Source organism: Escherichia sp. WS2035 (assembly GCF_046487065.1).
Taxonomy (GTDB): Bacteria; Pseudomonadota; Gammaproteobacteria; order Enterobacterales; family Enterobacteriaceae; genus Escherichia; species Escherichia coli.
Genome location: NZ_JBJQKD010000001.1, coordinates 869,282 through 883,104, shown reverse-complemented (window position 1 = coordinate 883,104; position 13,823 = coordinate 869,282). Strand labels below are relative to the sequence as shown.

General features: G+C 47.9%; 15 protein-coding genes. 5 read left to right on the top strand and 10 right to left on the bottom strand.

Annotation, left to right across the window (positions count from 1 at the left end; all coding sequences use genetic code 11):
* Window positions 1-34 precede the first annotated feature (34 nt).
* Both mdoH and mdoG read right to left on the bottom strand, forming a co-directional pair.
* Entirely contained in the window at window positions 35-2,578 is a 2,544-nt protein-coding gene (gene mdoH, locus ACJHX4_RS04290; protein WP_001304473.1) for a glucans biosynthesis glucosyltransferase MdoH, read from the bottom strand.
* Window positions 2,571-4,106, bottom strand: a complete 1,536-nt coding sequence (mdoG, locus tag ACJHX4_RS04285) for a glucans biosynthesis protein MdoG (protein ID WP_001300662.1) — start codon at window positions 4,104-4,106, stop codon at window positions 2,571-2,573. Before mdoG ends, mdoH begins: the two co-directional genes overlap by 8 nt.
* A gap of 393 nt (window positions 4,107-4,499) precedes the next feature.
* Here mdoG and mdoC point away from each other — a divergent pair, with 393 nt between their 5' ends.
* On the top strand, window positions 4,500-5,657 hold the full coding sequence (mdoC, locus tag ACJHX4_RS04280; protein ID WP_001070347.1) for a glucans biosynthesis protein MdoC: 1,158 nt from the start codon (window positions 4,500-4,502) through the stop codon (window positions 5,655-5,657).
* A gap of 7 nt (window positions 5,658-5,664) precedes the next feature.
* Here the strand turns inward: mdoC and clsC are convergent, their stop codons facing one another.
* From clsC to csgB, 6 genes are all read right to left on the bottom strand, one after another.
* Window positions 5,665-7,146, bottom strand: a complete 1,482-nt coding sequence (gene clsC, locus ACJHX4_RS04275; RefSeq protein WP_001311599.1) for a cardiolipin synthase ClsC — start codon at window positions 7,144-7,146, stop codon at window positions 5,665-5,667.
* Window positions 7,088-7,621, bottom strand: a complete 534-nt coding sequence (gene ymdB / locus ACJHX4_RS04270; RefSeq protein WP_000857405.1) for an O-acetyl-ADP-ribose deacetylase — start codon at window positions 7,619-7,621, stop codon at window positions 7,088-7,090. The genes clsC and ymdB overlap by 59 nt, the downstream gene beginning before the upstream one ends.
* Window positions 7,622-7,715: 94 nt before the next feature.
* On the bottom strand, window positions 7,716-8,027 hold the full coding sequence (gene ymdA / locus ACJHX4_RS04265) for a protein YmdA (protein WP_000489584.1): 312 nt from the start codon (window positions 8,025-8,027) through the stop codon (window positions 7,716-7,718).
* Window positions 8,028-8,147: 120 nt separating this feature from the next.
* Window positions 8,148-8,480, bottom strand: coding sequence for a curli assembly chaperone CsgC (gene csgC, locus ACJHX4_RS04260; protein ID WP_000992818.1), 333 nt, complete (start codon window positions 8,478-8,480; stop codon window positions 8,148-8,150).
* A 59-nt stretch (window positions 8,481-8,539) separates the two neighbouring features.
* The gene (csgA, locus tag ACJHX4_RS04255; protein ID WP_000771429.1) at window positions 8,540-8,998 is read right to left on the bottom strand and encodes a curli major subunit CsgA; all 459 of its coding nucleotides are present in this window, start codon (window positions 8,996-8,998) and stop codon (window positions 8,540-8,542) included.
* A gap of 40 nt (window positions 8,999-9,038) precedes the next feature.
* Window positions 9,039-9,494, bottom strand: coding sequence for a curli minor subunit CsgB (gene csgB / locus ACJHX4_RS04250; protein ID WP_000791650.1), 456 nt, complete (start codon window positions 9,492-9,494; stop codon window positions 9,039-9,041).
* A 752-nt stretch (window positions 9,495-10,246) separates the two neighbouring features.
* On the opposite strand from csgB, the gene csgD reads away from it, so the two are divergent.
* Genes csgD through csgG form a run of 4 tightly spaced genes read left to right on the top strand, consistent with a single transcriptional unit; the run spans window position 10,247 to window position 12,592 of the window.
* Window positions 10,247-10,897, top strand: a complete 651-nt coding sequence (gene csgD, locus ACJHX4_RS04245; RefSeq protein WP_000481500.1) for a biofilm master transcriptional regulator CsgD — start codon at window positions 10,247-10,249, stop codon at window positions 10,895-10,897.
* A 4-nt stretch (window positions 10,898-10,901) separates the two neighbouring features.
* Complete coding sequence (csgE, locus tag ACJHX4_RS04240) at window positions 10,902-11,291, top strand: curli production assembly/transport protein CsgE (RefSeq protein ID WP_000833288.1); 390 nt, start codon at window positions 10,902-10,904, stop codon at window positions 11,289-11,291.
* Between the two features lie 24 nt (window positions 11,292-11,315).
* Window positions 11,316-11,732 carry a curli production assembly/transport protein CsgF gene (gene csgF / locus ACJHX4_RS04235; RefSeq protein ID WP_001264082.1) on the top strand — a complete coding sequence of 139 codons (417 nt, stop codon included), beginning with the start codon at window positions 11,316-11,318 and terminating at the stop codon, window positions 11,730-11,732.
* Window positions 11,733-11,758: 26 nt separating this feature from the next.
* The gene (gene csgG, locus ACJHX4_RS04230; protein ID WP_001531576.1) at window positions 11,759-12,592 is read left to right on the top strand and encodes a curli production assembly/transport protein CsgG; all 834 of its coding nucleotides are present in this window, start codon (window positions 11,759-11,761) and stop codon (window positions 12,590-12,592) included.
* Window positions 12,593-12,656: 64 nt separating this feature from the next.
* Here csgG and ACJHX4_RS04225 read toward each other — a convergent pair whose 3' ends face one another.
* Both ACJHX4_RS04225 and ycdY read right to left on the bottom strand, forming a co-directional pair.
* Window positions 12,657-13,148: a DUF1097 domain-containing protein gene (locus ACJHX4_RS04225; RefSeq protein ID WP_001309402.1), complete on the bottom strand. Its 492-nt coding sequence runs from the start codon at window positions 13,146-13,148 to the stop codon at window positions 12,657-12,659.
* 101 nt (window positions 13,149-13,249) lie between these two features.
* On the bottom strand, window positions 13,250-13,804 hold the full coding sequence (ycdY, locus tag ACJHX4_RS04220; protein WP_001001921.1) for a molecular chaperone YcdY: 555 nt from the start codon (window positions 13,802-13,804) through the stop codon (window positions 13,250-13,252).
* Window positions 13,805-13,823: the final 19 nt, after the last annotated feature.

The following is a 13,823-nucleotide window of genomic DNA, read 5'->3' as shown; positions in this document are numbered from 1 at the left end:
CCTGATAAGCGTAGCGCATCAGGCAACTACGTTTTTATTGCGAAGCCGCATCCGGTTTACGCAATGCCAGTGGATTGAGCTTTATCCCTTCGTAATAACTCACCCATGAAGAATATCTCTCCGGGGAATTCCAGACGCGGAAATGCAGACGGGCCATCGTCACCGGATCGCTTAGCAGCACCAGGCGACGATCGCGATTCAGCTTCTCTGGCGTCTCGTTCAGCGCCTGTTCAACGTGGCGGTCACGGGCGATTTCCAGCACCTTGCTGGCGCGGTGACGCGCGGTCGCCATTGCGGTTGCCAGAGCGTTAAATGACGGGTTAAACACCGCGTGCATAAAACCATCATCAAGGGAGCGTTGACGATTCATCTCAAGGAACCGATCGGTATCAACCAGCACCTGCGGCGGTGAATACTCTTCCGGGATCAGGAACAGTTTCCAGCGTTTGGTTCGCAGACCAACGGTGGCACGGCTGGAAATCACCGAAACAAACGGTGACAGGATCAACGAGAAGACAATCGGTGCCAGCCAGAACAGAAAACGCAGATCCAGCCACGCCATCCCAACAGCCCACACTAACCCTAACAGCAGCTGTGAGCCGTGGCGTTTGAACGCTTCCCCCCAGGAAGTGGAGTCATCATCACGCTGCGGCGAATTCCACACTACTTCCCAGCCAAGGAACGCGCTGACGACGAAGACCGTATGGAACAGCATGCGTACCGGAGCCAGCAGCACGGAAAACAGCACTTCCAGCAGCAACGATAATGTAACGCGCCAGAAGCCGCCGTATTCTTTCGTTCCTTTGCACCAGATAAGCAAAATGCTCAATAGCTTCGGCAGGAACAACAGCACCATGGTCGAAGCAAAAAGTGCAATCGCCAGCTCAGGACGCCACTGCGGCCATACCGGGAACAACTGCCGTGGTTGCAGGAAGTATTGCGGTTCGGTCAACGCATGTACTACCTGCAATGCAGTAGAGAGCGCGAGGAACATAAACCACAGCGGAGCGGAGAGATAAGACATCACGCCCGTCAGGAACACCGCACGGTGAACCGGGTGCATACCCTTCACCAGGAACAGACGGAAGTTCATCAGGTTACCGTGGCACCAGCGGCGGTCACGTTTTAGCTCATCAAGCAAGTTAGGCGGCAATTCTTCATAAGAACCCGGGAGATCGTAAGCAATCCAGACCCCCCAACCTGCACGGCGCATCAACGCCGCTTCCACGAAGTCATGTGACAGGATTGAACCGGCAAAAGAACCTTCGCCCGGCAGCGGAGCCAGTGCACAGTGCTCGATAAACGGTTTCACGCGGATAATCGCGTTATGCCCCCAGTAGTGCGACTCGCCAAGTTGCCAGAAGTGCAAACCGGCTGTAAACAGTGGCCCATACACGCGGGTCGCGAACTGCTGACAGCGCGCATACAGCGTATCCATGCCGGACGCTTTCGGCGACGACTGAATGATCCCGGCGTTCGGGTTGGCTTCCATCAGGCGCACCAGGCCGCACAAACAATCACCGGTCATTACCGAGTCAGCATCCAGCACCACCATGTAGCTGTACTGGCTGCCCCAGCGACGGCAGAAGTCATCGATATTACCGCTTTTACGCTTCACGCGACGGCGGCGGCGGCGATAGAAAATCTGACCTTCGCCACCGACTTCAGCGATAAGCTCCATCCAGGCTTTTTGCTCTGCGACGCAGATATCCGGGTTATAACTGTCACTCAGAATGTAGACATCAAAGTGTTTGGCATTCCCGGTGGCTTTTACTGATTCCCACGTTGCACGCAAGCCAGCAAAAACACGGTTCACGTCTTCGTTACAGATAGGCATGATCAACGCCGTGCGATGCTCCGGGTTTAATGGTTCATCGCCAACTGTTGACGCAGATATACTGTATTTATCGCGACCAATAAGCAGTTGCAGGAAGCCCATCAACGCCGTCCAGAACCCGGCGGACACCCAACAGAACAGTACCGCAAAGAGGATCAGGATACCGGTTTGCAGCATATAAGGCAGAAGCTGCATAAAGGAAACCCACACATCCTGACCAACCATATCCATAGGATTAATCAGCGCCCACCCCTGATAAGGAAGAATGGTCTTCATATACCAGGTCGCGACAACAGTTTGCGCGAGCGTCAGGATCAACAGAATGTAACGGCGGATGGTACCGACGGTACGCCACTTTTGCTCACTCTCCTGCTCTTCTTTGGTCAAACGAGCCAGATAGCGCGGCGTCACATCGCGTCCACGCAGGCGATCCCAGAAACGGCCTACCGGGTTGGTACGCCACGGGTCGGGAAACATCGAGGAGCGTTTTGCTTCTGGCATCGCCTTTAGCTGATCGCGCCCTTCGTCGTCTTTAATTAACTGTCCATCAGCAAGTGAATCTGGCCAGGCTTGTTCCAGACGCGCCTTTACCGAGCCTTGCGGGGAGTCATCCTCCCGCGCCCAGGTGCGGTGTTCGGCATCCAGCGCCTGATGAACGGCGCGGATATCAGTCTTCGGCAATGCCGCTTTCTCGCTTGCGGCGATGGGCATTGCGTCAATGTACTCAGTTGTCTTATTCATTGGCAGGTAACTGGTAGCTCCAGGTTTCACTCAACGTCTGATCGGCATTCACCAGCGCAGCACGCATTTCAGTGGTTTTCTTGGCATCTTTCACTTTCACACGCATCACCAGACGCCAACCTTTGGTAACCGGGTTATAGCGCACCGTGCTTTCAACTATCTCACCATTATCACCAATGCTGGTTTGCGCTGTGACCGGGGTATCCTCTGGCAGTTTTTTCATCTCAGCGCCGGTAAAATCGACCACAAAGGCGATAGTACCGTCAGGCTGGCGAATCAGGTTCGACTGCTTCACATCCCCCGTTGAACGACGCGTTTGTTGCACCCATGCGTTATCTGGCGCATGCAGTTTGTCTTCATCACGGCTGAAGGTGATGGTGTATTTAAAGTTCATCTCTTTACCCGGCTCCGGCAGCTGATCCGGCGTCCAGTAAGCGACGATGTTATCGTTGGTTTCATCGTTAGTTGGAATTTCCACCAGCTCAACGCTGCCTTTGCCCCACTCCCCTTTCGGAGTCACCCATGCGCTTGGACGAAGATCGTAACGATCATCGAGATCTTCAAAGCGGGAGAAATCACGACCGCGCTGCAACAGACCGAAGCCTTGCGGGTTTTCCATCGAGAAGCTGCTGACAGCTAAATGTTTCGGGTTATTCAACGGACGCCAGATCCATTCGCCATTACCAGCATGGATAGACAGACCGTTAGAGTCGTGCAACTCCGGACGATAGTTATTTGCAGGCGACGGTTGGTTCGGCCCAAACAGGAACATACTGGTTAACGGTGCAACCCCCAGTTTGCCGACTTTATCGCGCAGATAGATTTTCGACTGCACATCCACAACCGTGTCACGTCCTGGCATAACTACGAATTTGTAAGCACCTGTCGCGCGCGGCGAGTCAAGCAATGCATAAATGGTTAAACGTTTATCAGTCGGTTTTGGACGCTCGATCCAGAACTCTTTGAAGCGTGGAAATTCTTCACCCGATGGCAAGGCGGTATCAATTGCCAGGCCGCGTGCAGAAAGGCCATAAACCTGACCTGCACCAATCACGCGGAAATAGCTGGCCCCGAGCATGCTGACGATTTCATCGTTTTTATCTTTGCTGTTGATCGGGTAAAGCACTTTGAAACCGGCAAAACCAAGGTCTTTTACCGTGTCTTTGTCATGCTGAACATCGCCGAAAGTGAAATAATCCGGGCTGTATTTGATTCGTTTGACTGCGGTGGCAGTCACTTCATTTATTTTGACCGGGGTATCGAAGTACATACCCTGATGGTAGAACTCGAGTTTGAATGGGGTCTTCAGATTGTTCCAGTACGCTTTGTCATGATTAAACTGGATCTGCTGATAGTCCGCGTATTTCATATCGCGGAAAACGGAGGGCAAGTTGCTTTTGGGCGCCTCATAGCCTTTCCCGGCTAAGGATTGAGCTTGCTTTGCGACATCATCAATACTGAAAGCCCAGCTTGAAGATGTATACAGGGTTAACATTACTGCAGCACTCAACCAACGCATTTTCATCATTTGTAGTTTATGTTTCATAATTAGTAAGCACTTCCCCCTTTGTGTGCTTATATCGATCCGATCTATTTTAATGGATAACCTGCCATTCCGACAACAGAATCCCGGTATCGTTCAGCACACTGGCTCATGGATTAAGCACCTGATTGCAACCGTTTTCACTTTCCGTGCTTCTCCTAAAGACAGAAGCATCGACTTCGTGTAGGGTTTGCCAGCAAATTTATTTATCAACCGTCTTACAGACGCTTCCATTCTGGTTAGTGGTAGCGATGATGCTATGCATAAAAACCTTGAAGCCTGCGCCTGGCGCGGTCAGGTCGGTGTCACTATGGCAACAAGCCTAAAGGCATAACCCGACAGGGATAAGACGAAAAATCTGAGATCAGTTAACCATATATGAATCCAGTACCCGCGCAACGTGAATATTTCCTCGACTCCATCCGCGCCTGGCTGATGTTGTTAGGGATCCCTTTTCATATTTCTTTAATCTATTCGAGCCATACATGGCATGTGAATAGCGCCGAGCCGTCATTGTGGCTGACCCTTTTTAATGACTTCATCCACTCGTTCCGCATGCAGGTGTTTTTCGTTATATCCGGGTACTTTTCCTACATGCTTTTTTTACGCTATCCCTTGAAAAAATGGTGGAAAGTACGTGTCGAACGTGTAGGTATCCCGATGTTAACAGCCATCCCCTTACTGACATTGCCGCAATTTATTATGCTGCAATACGTCAAAGGCAAAGCGGAAAGTTGGCCTGGGCTGTCATTGTATGACAAATATAATACGTTGGCCTGGGAATTAATATCACACCTGTGGTTTTTACTGGTGTTAGTGGTCATGACGACGCTGTGCGTATGGATATTTAAACGCATCAGAAATAATTTAGAAAATTCTGATAAAACGAATAAAAAATTCTCGATGGTAAAATTATCGGTGATTTTTTTGTGCCTCGGCATCGGTTATGCGGTAATAAGAAGAACGATTTTTATTGTGTATCCACCCATTCTGAGTAACGGCATGTTCAATTTTATTGTCATGCAAACGTTATTTTATTTGCCGTTCTTTATCCTCGGCGCACTGGCTTTCATTTTCCCTCATCTTAAAGCCTTGTTTACCACGCCTTCTCGTGGCTGTACCCTTGCAGCAGCATTGGCGTTTGTCGCTTATTTACTCAACCTGCGCTATGGCAGTGGCGATGCCTGGATGTATGAAACCGAGTCGGTGATCACCATGGTCCTCGGTCTGTGGATGGTGAATGTGGTCTTCTCCTTTGGCCACCGTTTGCTTAACTTCCAGTCAGCGCGGGTGACTTATTTTGTTAACGCATCGCTGTTTATCTATCTGGTTCACCACCCGTTAACGCTGTTTTTCGGCGCATACATTACACCACACATCACCTCCAACTGGCTTGGTTTTCTCTGTGGCCTGATATTCGTAGTAGGGATTGCGATAATTCTGTATGAAATTCATTTACGCATCCCATTATTGAAGTTTTTGTTCTCTGGTAAACCGGTTGTTAAGCGTGAGAACGATAAAGCACCTGCCCGTTAAGCCGCGTTTACAATAACCATTCCACGGGCAATATCGACGCCAGTTTGACCATAACCCGCTTCCAGAAACTGGTGGCGGGTTCTTTTTTGAGAATAATCTCTTTCTTTGCATGACGATCAACCCAGTTGATCCGTCCCCACCTGTCCAGACGGAGCTGCCAGGCCGCATCATACTGGCTCTGAATAAAGCGTTTATCAATTAACTGTGCCAGCGTTTCGCTCTCTATCACGAAGCCCATTTCAGTATTGAGCAATGTTGAACGCGGATCGAAATTGAAAGAGCCAATAAACACCGTTTTACCATCGATGCTAAAGGTTTTAGCATGCAGGCTGGCACCGGAATTACCGGTTATACCGCGATCGTGTAATGTACTACTTTGTTCACGCGTCGGCTTGAGTTCATATAATTCCACCCCATAGCGAAGCAATTTTTTGCGCCAGCGCGCGTATCCGGCATGGACGACAGCAACATCGTTAGCGGCAAGAGAATTGGTTAGGATCGCAATCTTTACCCCTTTTCTCACCATCCGTAAGAGTTGCGCCACACCTGCACGTGTCGGTACAAAATAGGAAGAGATAATATCGATGCGTTCACTGGGTGAGCCCATGATATCGAACAGGCGCTGCGGTAACAGTGAATGCCGTTTTGCCTTGCCCTCCCCTTTCGCCGGATCATCACTTAATAAACGTGTTTTCGCCCAGATAAGCGGCAACGTTCCATCAACCAGATGATGTATAAACGGACTGGATTCCATTTTGCGTAAGTAACGATGCGTCATGACATCGTTATGCCAGGAGGCGGGTAACTCGATGTGATCCGCCATTTCACCTTCCGGGACATCCAGCACCTGCTGTAAGGGGGAAACCGATTTGCAATACCAGTAGCGGGCGAAATCATCGGCAACGTCCTCTACCACGGGTCCTATTGCCATGACATCTAAATCCGAAAAAAGTGGCTCTTCCCCTGCCCCAAAATAGGCATCACCAATATTTCGTCCTCCCACCAGCGTCACCACGCCATCGACAGTGAAACTTTTATTGTGCATACGGCGATTGAGACGGGAAAAGTCGGTGATATAACCAAGCGGACGTAGCAAACGAAACGAGAAAGGATTAAAAAGCCGGACTTCAATGCGTGGATGGCTGTCAAGCAAGCGTAAAATGTCATCAAGTCCGGGCGTATTGTTGTCGTCCAGCAACAAACGGACGCGAACGCCACGCTTTGCTGCGGCTAACAGGGCGGAAAACAGTAACCGACCCGACATATCGTCCTGCCAGATGTAATACTGAACATCCAGCGTATGCTCTGCCATTTCAGCCAGACGATACCGGGCGGCAAACGCATCCAGACTTTTCTCCAGAGGAAAAAGTCCACACTGACCGGGATGTTGCGAACACAGTGGCAGCACCGCGCTCGCCAGCCGAGGCAAATCATTCATCTCCTTGTTGGGTAAGGAGTCTTTCGTAGAGGTGGGCGTTTTCTTCATCATAACAGACAAAGTATACCTGTTCGGGTAAAGCGTGACGGGTAATAAATTCTGAAACGGTTTTTACTGCGATTTCAGCCGCTGCCGCACGGGGATAACCATAAACCCCAGTACTGATTGCAGGAAAAGCCACTGACGTATAGCTGTTTGCCGCCACCAGTCGTAGGCTATTGAGATAGGCATCCTGCAAAAGCTGGTCTTCGTTTTGTTCACCACCACGCCAGACTGGCCCGACGGTGTGCACTACGGCTTTAGCGGGAAGATCGCCTGCAAGCGTAATAACGGCATGCCCCGTAGGGCAATCGCCCTGCTGCTGCCTGACTTTTAAACAGGCATCCAGCAGGGCCGGACCCGCTGCGCGATGAATGGCCCCATCGACGCCGCCGCCTCCCATTAATGACGGATTAGCCGCATTCACAATCACATCAACGGCCAGTTTGGTAATATCACCCTGCACAACATGAATACGCGTTTTCATAACGCCTCCTTACACCTTCTTGTTTCCTAAGTGTACAGCAGGCTTTTTAGTTAAATCGCATTTTTCTGCTTAGCAACGTGAGTTGTTCAGAAACTTAGTTATATTCGATGTTCATTACAGCCAGCTTTTTCTGTTTATCAAGATACTGCACTTTTACTGAGGCTATTTGCACGTTTTTAACATTGCCGCTCATTAAGGCTTTGCTGGAATAGGTTTTACGCGGAACAGAACCATTCTGTGGGCAGTTCATTTCTACGGGTGATGACTGGGTGCTGACGTCACATGCCGGTTCCACAATTTGGCCATAAAAATGGATCACGCCCCCTTGCGCGGTGCTTCCTGCAATGGCAATAAAAGGAAAAAACAAACTGCCGAGCATAAGAGAGTTTAAAAAAGGTCTGAACATTTATTCTATTTCCTCAATGATTAGTCATCCTTGAGGGTTGTGTTATCCATACTTTCAGGTTGGCTGATTCGCAGCAGACCATTCTCTCCAGGTTCATCTTATGCTCGATATTTCAACAAATTAAGACTTTTCTGAAGAGGGCGGCCATTGTTGTGATAAATGAAGTGACTGTCCATCAGAAACAGTAACAACTATTTTCACCCGATCGTCCGGGGAAATATTTAAACTCAACTTCGTCAAAGCAATGGGTTGATTAGCAGGCAATGAGAGGGTCTTTTCTTGCTTCGTCTGACTTTGCCCTGAACTGCCTTCGCGCAGGGACAATATTTGTACTCTGCACAGACAAGATTGAGTAAGAGTGACTTCAGGAATAATGGTGTACATATCCCCTTGCTGGGTCGTATTAAAGGTTATCTGACTGGAAAGTGCCGCAAGGAGTAATAACGCATTCATATTCTTCTCCCGAAAAAAAAACAGGGCTTACGCCCTGTTTCTTTCATACAGATGATGTATTAGTACTGATGAGCGGTCGCGTTGTTACCAAAGCCAACCTGAGTGACGTTAACGCTGGAGTTAGATGCAGTCTGGTCAACAGCAGCACCGTTACCGCCACCGAACTGTTTAACAGTCATAGTAGAATCTTTACCATTCCACTGATCAAGAGTAGCGCTGTTGCCGAAACCACGCTGAGTCAGATCGATTGAGCTGTCATCAGAACCTTGGCCAACATCTGCACCATTACCGCCGCCGTGCTGGGTAATGGTCAGATCAGAGTTGCGGGCGTCAGCTTGCAGAGCAAGAGCAGAGTTACCGCCACCGTACTGGTAAATATTCAGCTCTGAATTCGGGCCGCTGTTATTACCGCCACCACCGTGGTTGCCGCCACCGCCGCCGTACTGAGGAACAACACCTGCCAGAGCGCTACCGGAGAATACGATTGCTGCAATTGCTGCTACTTTTAAAAGTTTCATGTAAAACCCCCATCGGATTGATTTAAAAGTCGAATGGAAATTAACGTTGTGTCACGCGAATAGCCATTTGCGACTGTCTCTGCACTACAATTGCCGTTTTTTGAGTACCATACTGTGTAATATTTGCTTTATTACCAGAACCTTTCTGGATAATCATCGCAGTATTACCATAAGCACCTTGCGAAATACTGGCATCGTTGGCACTGCCCGCCTGATCAATATATGCAAGGTTATAATCTCCTGTCTGGTCAATCTTTGCCCGGTTGCTACTACCTTCTTGCGCAACAACCGCCAAAAGTTTTGAGCCTCCCTGCCGTAACTGAGCACTATTATTAGTCCCAGCTTGACCAATTATGGCTGCCTGATTAAATGAAGACTTACTCAATTCATTTACCGCAAAGTTATATTCTGAATTAGCTAAATCATAACCTGCTGCGGCTGCAATCCCAGGCGCACCCAGTATTGTTAACATCATAAATAACAATTTGTTTTTCATGTTGTCACCCTGGACCTGGTCGTACATTTAAGAAATTAAATCATTTCAACTTGGTTGTTAACGCAACCCGTATTTTGTTAACGCTGCGTTACGATGGAAAGTATGTCTGCGGAAATATTTTTAATAACTCACCCGCGCGTTGTATTTTTCTTTTTTTGTTCATACCAAAGTATTAAAACCCACGTAAATACGCTGTTATCTACGCAAAAAATATTTTGTTTTCTTTTAAATCTCCGTTTTCCGCTATCAAAAATCACCAGACAGTCATTCTTCTTGCCCGTCGCTGATTGCTGCGATATGTCTTGCGCACAAGCCGTGACAAACCTCGTCTTTTTGCAGTAAAAAATTGTCCACGGTGGTATGGAGAAAAAACAAGAACGTTTTACATGACGAAAGGACTACAGCGAAATATTTTTTATATGCATTATTAGTAAGTTAGCACCATTTGTATGATTTTTTAAAATTGTGCAATAAAAACCAAATGTACAACTTTTCTATCATTTCTAAACTTAATAAAACCTTAAGATTAACATTTTAATATAACGAGTTACATTTAGTTACATGTTTAACACTTGATTTAAGATTTGTAATGGCTAGATTGAAATCAGATGTAATCCATTAGTTTTATATTTTACCCATTTAGGGCTGATTTATTACTACACACAGCAGTGCAACATCTGTCAGTACTTCTGGTGCTTCTATTTTAGAGGCAGCTGTCAGGTGTGCGAACAATAAAAAAGCGGGGTTTCATCATGTTTAATGAAGTCCATAGTATTCATGGTCATACATTATTGTTGATCACTAAACCTTCTTTGCAAGCGACAGCTCTCTTGCAGCACCTTAAACAATCGCTGGCGATTACAGGAAAATTACATAATATTCAACGTTCTCTGGACGATATATCTTCAGGCTCTATTATTCTTCTGGATATGATGGAAGCGGATAAAAAGCTTATCCATTATTGGCAGGATACTTTGAGCAGGAAAAACAACAATATCAAAATATTGTTGCTAAATACGCCTGAAGATTACCCGTACCGCGACATTGAAAACTGGCCTCATATCAACGGCGTTTTTTATGCCATGGAGGATCAAGAACGTGTTGTCAATGGGTTGCAAGGCGTCCTGCGCGGCGAATGCTACTTTACGCAAAAGCTTGCCAGTTACCTGATTACGCATTCAGGTAACTATCGTTATAACAGCACGGAATCAGCCCTCCTTACTCATCGGGAAAAAGAGATCCTGAATAAGCTGCGTATCGGCGCGTCTAATAACGAGATCGCTCGTTCGTTGTTCATCAGCGAAAATACGGTTAAAACGCATCTTTATAATCTTTTCAAGAAGATAGCCGTAAAAAACCGGACACAAGCGGTTTCCTGGGCAAACGATAACCTCAGGCGATAAAGCCATGAAACGTTATTTACGCTGGATTGTGGCGGCAGAATTTCTGTTCGCCGCAGGGAATCTTCATGCCGTTGAGGTAGAAGTCCCGGGATTGTTAACTGACCATACTGTTTCATCTATTGGCCATGATTTTTACCGAGCCTTTAGTGATAAATGGGAAAGTGACTATACGGGTAACTTAACGATTAATGAAAGGCCCAGTGCACGATGGGGAAGTTGGATCACTATAACGGTCAATCAGGACGTTATTTTCCAGACTTTTTTATTTCCGTTGAAAAGAGACTTCGAGAAAACTGTCGTCTTTGCACTGATTCAAACTGAAGAAGCACTAAATCGTCGCCAGATAAACCAGGCGTTATTAAGTACGGGCGATTTGGCGCATGATGAATTTTAAATAATAAATTGTTCGGAGGCTGCAATGCGTGTCAAACATGCAGTAGTTCTACTCATGCTTATTTCGCCATTAAGTTGGGCTGGATCCATGACTTTCCAGTTCCGTAATCCAAACTTTGGTGGTAACCCAAATAATGGCGCTTTTTTGTTAAATAGCGCTCAGGCACAAAACTCTTATAAAGATCCGAGCTATAACGATGACTTTGGTATTGAAACGCCATCAGCGTTAGATAACTTTACTCAGGCCATCCAGTCACAAATTTTGGGTGGGCTACTGTCGAATATTAATACCGGTAAACCGGGCCGCATGGTGACCAACGATTATATTGTTGATATTGCTAACCGCGATGGTCAATTGCAGTTGAACGTGACAGATCGTAAAACCGGACAAACCTCGACCATCCAGGTTTCGGGTTTACAAAATAACTCAACCGATTTTTAAGCCCCAGCTTCATAAGGAAAATAATCATGCAGCGCTTATTTCTTTTGGTTGCCGTCATGTTACTGAGCGGATGCTTAACCGCCCCGCCTAAAGAAGCCGCCAGACCGACATTAATGCCTCGTGCTCAGAGCTACAAAGATTTGACCCATCTGCCAGCGCCGACGGGTAAGATCTTTGTTTCGGTATACAACATTCAGGACGAAACCGGACAATTTAAACCCTACCCGGCAAGTAACTTCTCCACTGCTGTTCCGCAAAGCGCCACGGCAATGCTGGTCACGGCACTGAAAGATTCTCGCTGGTTTATACCGCTGGAGCGCCAGGGCTTACAAAATCTGCTTAACGAGCGCAAGATTATTCGTGCGGCACAAGAAAACGGCACAGTTGCCATTAATAACCGAATCCCGCTGCAATCTTTAATGGCGGCAAATATCATGGTTGAAGGTTCGATTATCGGTTATGAAAGCAACGTTAAATCGGGCGGTGTTGGGGCAAGATATTTTGGGATCGGTGCAGACACGCAATACCAGCTTGATCAGATTGCCGTGAACCTGCGTGTCGTCAATGTGAGTACCGGTGAGATCCTCTCCTCGGTGAACACCAGTAAGACGATACTTTCCTATGAAGTTCAGGCGGGGGTCTTCCGCTTTATTGACTACCAGCGCTTGCTGGAAGGGGAAGTAGGTTACACCTCGAACGAACCCGTTATGCTGTGCCTGATGTCGGCTATCGAAACAGGCGTCATTTTCCTGATTAATGATGGTATCGACCGCGGCCTTTGGGATTTGCAAAATAAAACAGAACGGCAGAATGACATTCTGGTGAAATACCGCCATATGTCGGTTCCACCGGAATCCTGATAGATAAAAACGCCGGAATTAATAATCCGGCATTTTACTGTTTAAGCGAAAGCGTGAGTGCCCCTCACGCTTTATTTTTGATTTGCTGCTCACGGTGAGCGGTCTTCGTACTACGCGCCGCCAGCCACAGGCCGCTGTTTTTCATTGCGTAACCAAATACCAGTCCAAGCGCCAGCGAAGGTAACACCAGTTTCCAGTCCCCCTGCCCGGCAAACGTCGCGCATGCGCCTATAAACGTCCCCGGAACAAATGAAAGCAGCAGCTGTTTGGCCTGAATACACATCAGAAACGCGACAATACCGGTTATTACATAACCGAGAATTTCCAGATGTGGTGCCAGTGCACTACCGTAAATAATGACCATCGCCCACACCACGCCACTAAGCAGGGTTGCAGCGGAGATCGCCAGCCCTTTCAGCCCACCTTGCGGGCAGGCAAAGTAGGCCGTACAGCCCAGGAAGCCCGCCCAGCTTAGTAAGCCCAGGGAAACAGCCACCCATCCCCAGATACCGGAGAGAATGCCTGTTGTGATTGCAATAGAGAGAAGTATGTTCATGCCGCGCATGATAGCAGAAAACGCGGCCATGAATGAGATCGAGCACACATTTTATGCAACAACAAATTATCAGTTGCAGTTATGAGTGATGCAGATCACATTTACTCTTCAGAATCTTCTTCCAGCTCGTCCCACATTGCACTAATAGCATCGCGGGTTAGCGGTGCCATGGTGCGCCAGAAAGGCGTAGTTGCATGGGCCTCCACTTTGCCAAGGAACGCACCACACCAGGGTAACAGATACTCACTGAACAGTGTTTCCAGTGCTTCGCTCTCATCTTCCGTTGACTGATCTTCCAGCCAGGAAGCCGCAAGCAGCAATGTGCCGATGTGATCGGCTGGCGTATCCGCTAGTGGCATCCCTCGTTCGGAAAGAAAAGCGCGCACTTCCGCTTCCGTTGCGCCCTCAACCCATGCGCTACGATATGGCGGCACAGCACATTCATCGCCGATAAACAACGCATTGTAATCGGCAGAGACTTGCGTCATATCACAGCTTTTCTGTAAACGCGTCAGTAACTCATCCTGCTCCAGTGGCCAGTTCGCAGCCAGTTTCCCCTCACGAATCAGGGTAAACAACGGCACCAGTAAAGGATCTTGCGGTTGGCGGTAATAGAGCGAACCCAGCACACGACAGAGGATAGAAAACTCGTTCATTAATATATTTCCATTACTA

Bases quoted from the DNA above. Each gene is read 5' to 3' on its own strand.
- mdoH (WP_001304473.1), bottom strand. From the start codon at position 2,578: ATGAATAAGACAACTGAGTACATTGACGCAATGCCCATCGCCGCAAGC.
- mdoG (WP_001300662.1), bottom strand. From the start codon at position 4,106: ATGATGAAAATGCGTTGGTTGAGTGCTGCAGTAATGTTAACCCTGTAT.
- mdoC (WP_001070347.1), top strand. From the start codon at position 4,500: ATGAATCCAGTACCCGCGCAACGTGAATATTTCCTCGACTCCATCCGC.
- clsC (WP_001311599.1), bottom strand. From the start codon at position 7,146: ATGATGAAGAAAACGCCCACCTCTACGAAAGACTCCTTACCCAACAAG.
- ymdB (WP_000857405.1), bottom strand. From the start codon at position 7,621: ATGAAAACGCGTATTCATGTTGTGCAGGGTGATATTACCAAACTGGCC.
- ymdA (WP_000489584.1), bottom strand. From the start codon at position 8,027: ATGTTCAGACCTTTTTTAAACTCTCTTATGCTCGGCAGTTTGTTTTTT.
- csgC (WP_000992818.1), bottom strand. From the start codon at position 8,480: ATGAATGCGTTATTACTCCTTGCGGCACTTTCCAGTCAGATAACCTTT.
- csgA (WP_000771429.1), bottom strand. From the start codon at position 8,998: ATGAAACTTTTAAAAGTAGCAGCAATTGCAGCAATCGTATTCTCCGGT.
- csgB (WP_000791650.1), bottom strand. From the start codon at position 9,494: ATGAAAAACAAATTGTTATTTATGATGTTAACAATACTGGGTGCGCCT.
- csgD (WP_000481500.1), top strand. From the start codon at position 10,247: ATGTTTAATGAAGTCCATAGTATTCATGGTCATACATTATTGTTGATC.
- csgE (WP_000833288.1), top strand. From the start codon at position 10,902: ATGAAACGTTATTTACGCTGGATTGTGGCGGCAGAATTTCTGTTCGCC.
- csgF (WP_001264082.1), top strand. From the start codon at position 11,316: ATGCGTGTCAAACATGCAGTAGTTCTACTCATGCTTATTTCGCCATTA.
- csgG (WP_001531576.1), top strand. From the start codon at position 11,759: ATGCAGCGCTTATTTCTTTTGGTTGCCGTCATGTTACTGAGCGGATGC.
- ACJHX4_RS04225 (WP_001309402.1), bottom strand. From the start codon at position 13,148: ATGAACATACTTCTCTCTATTGCAATCACAACAGGCATTCTCTCCGGT.
- ycdY (WP_001001921.1), bottom strand. From the start codon at position 13,804: ATGAACGAGTTTTCTATCCTCTGTCGTGTGCTGGGTTCGCTCTATTAC.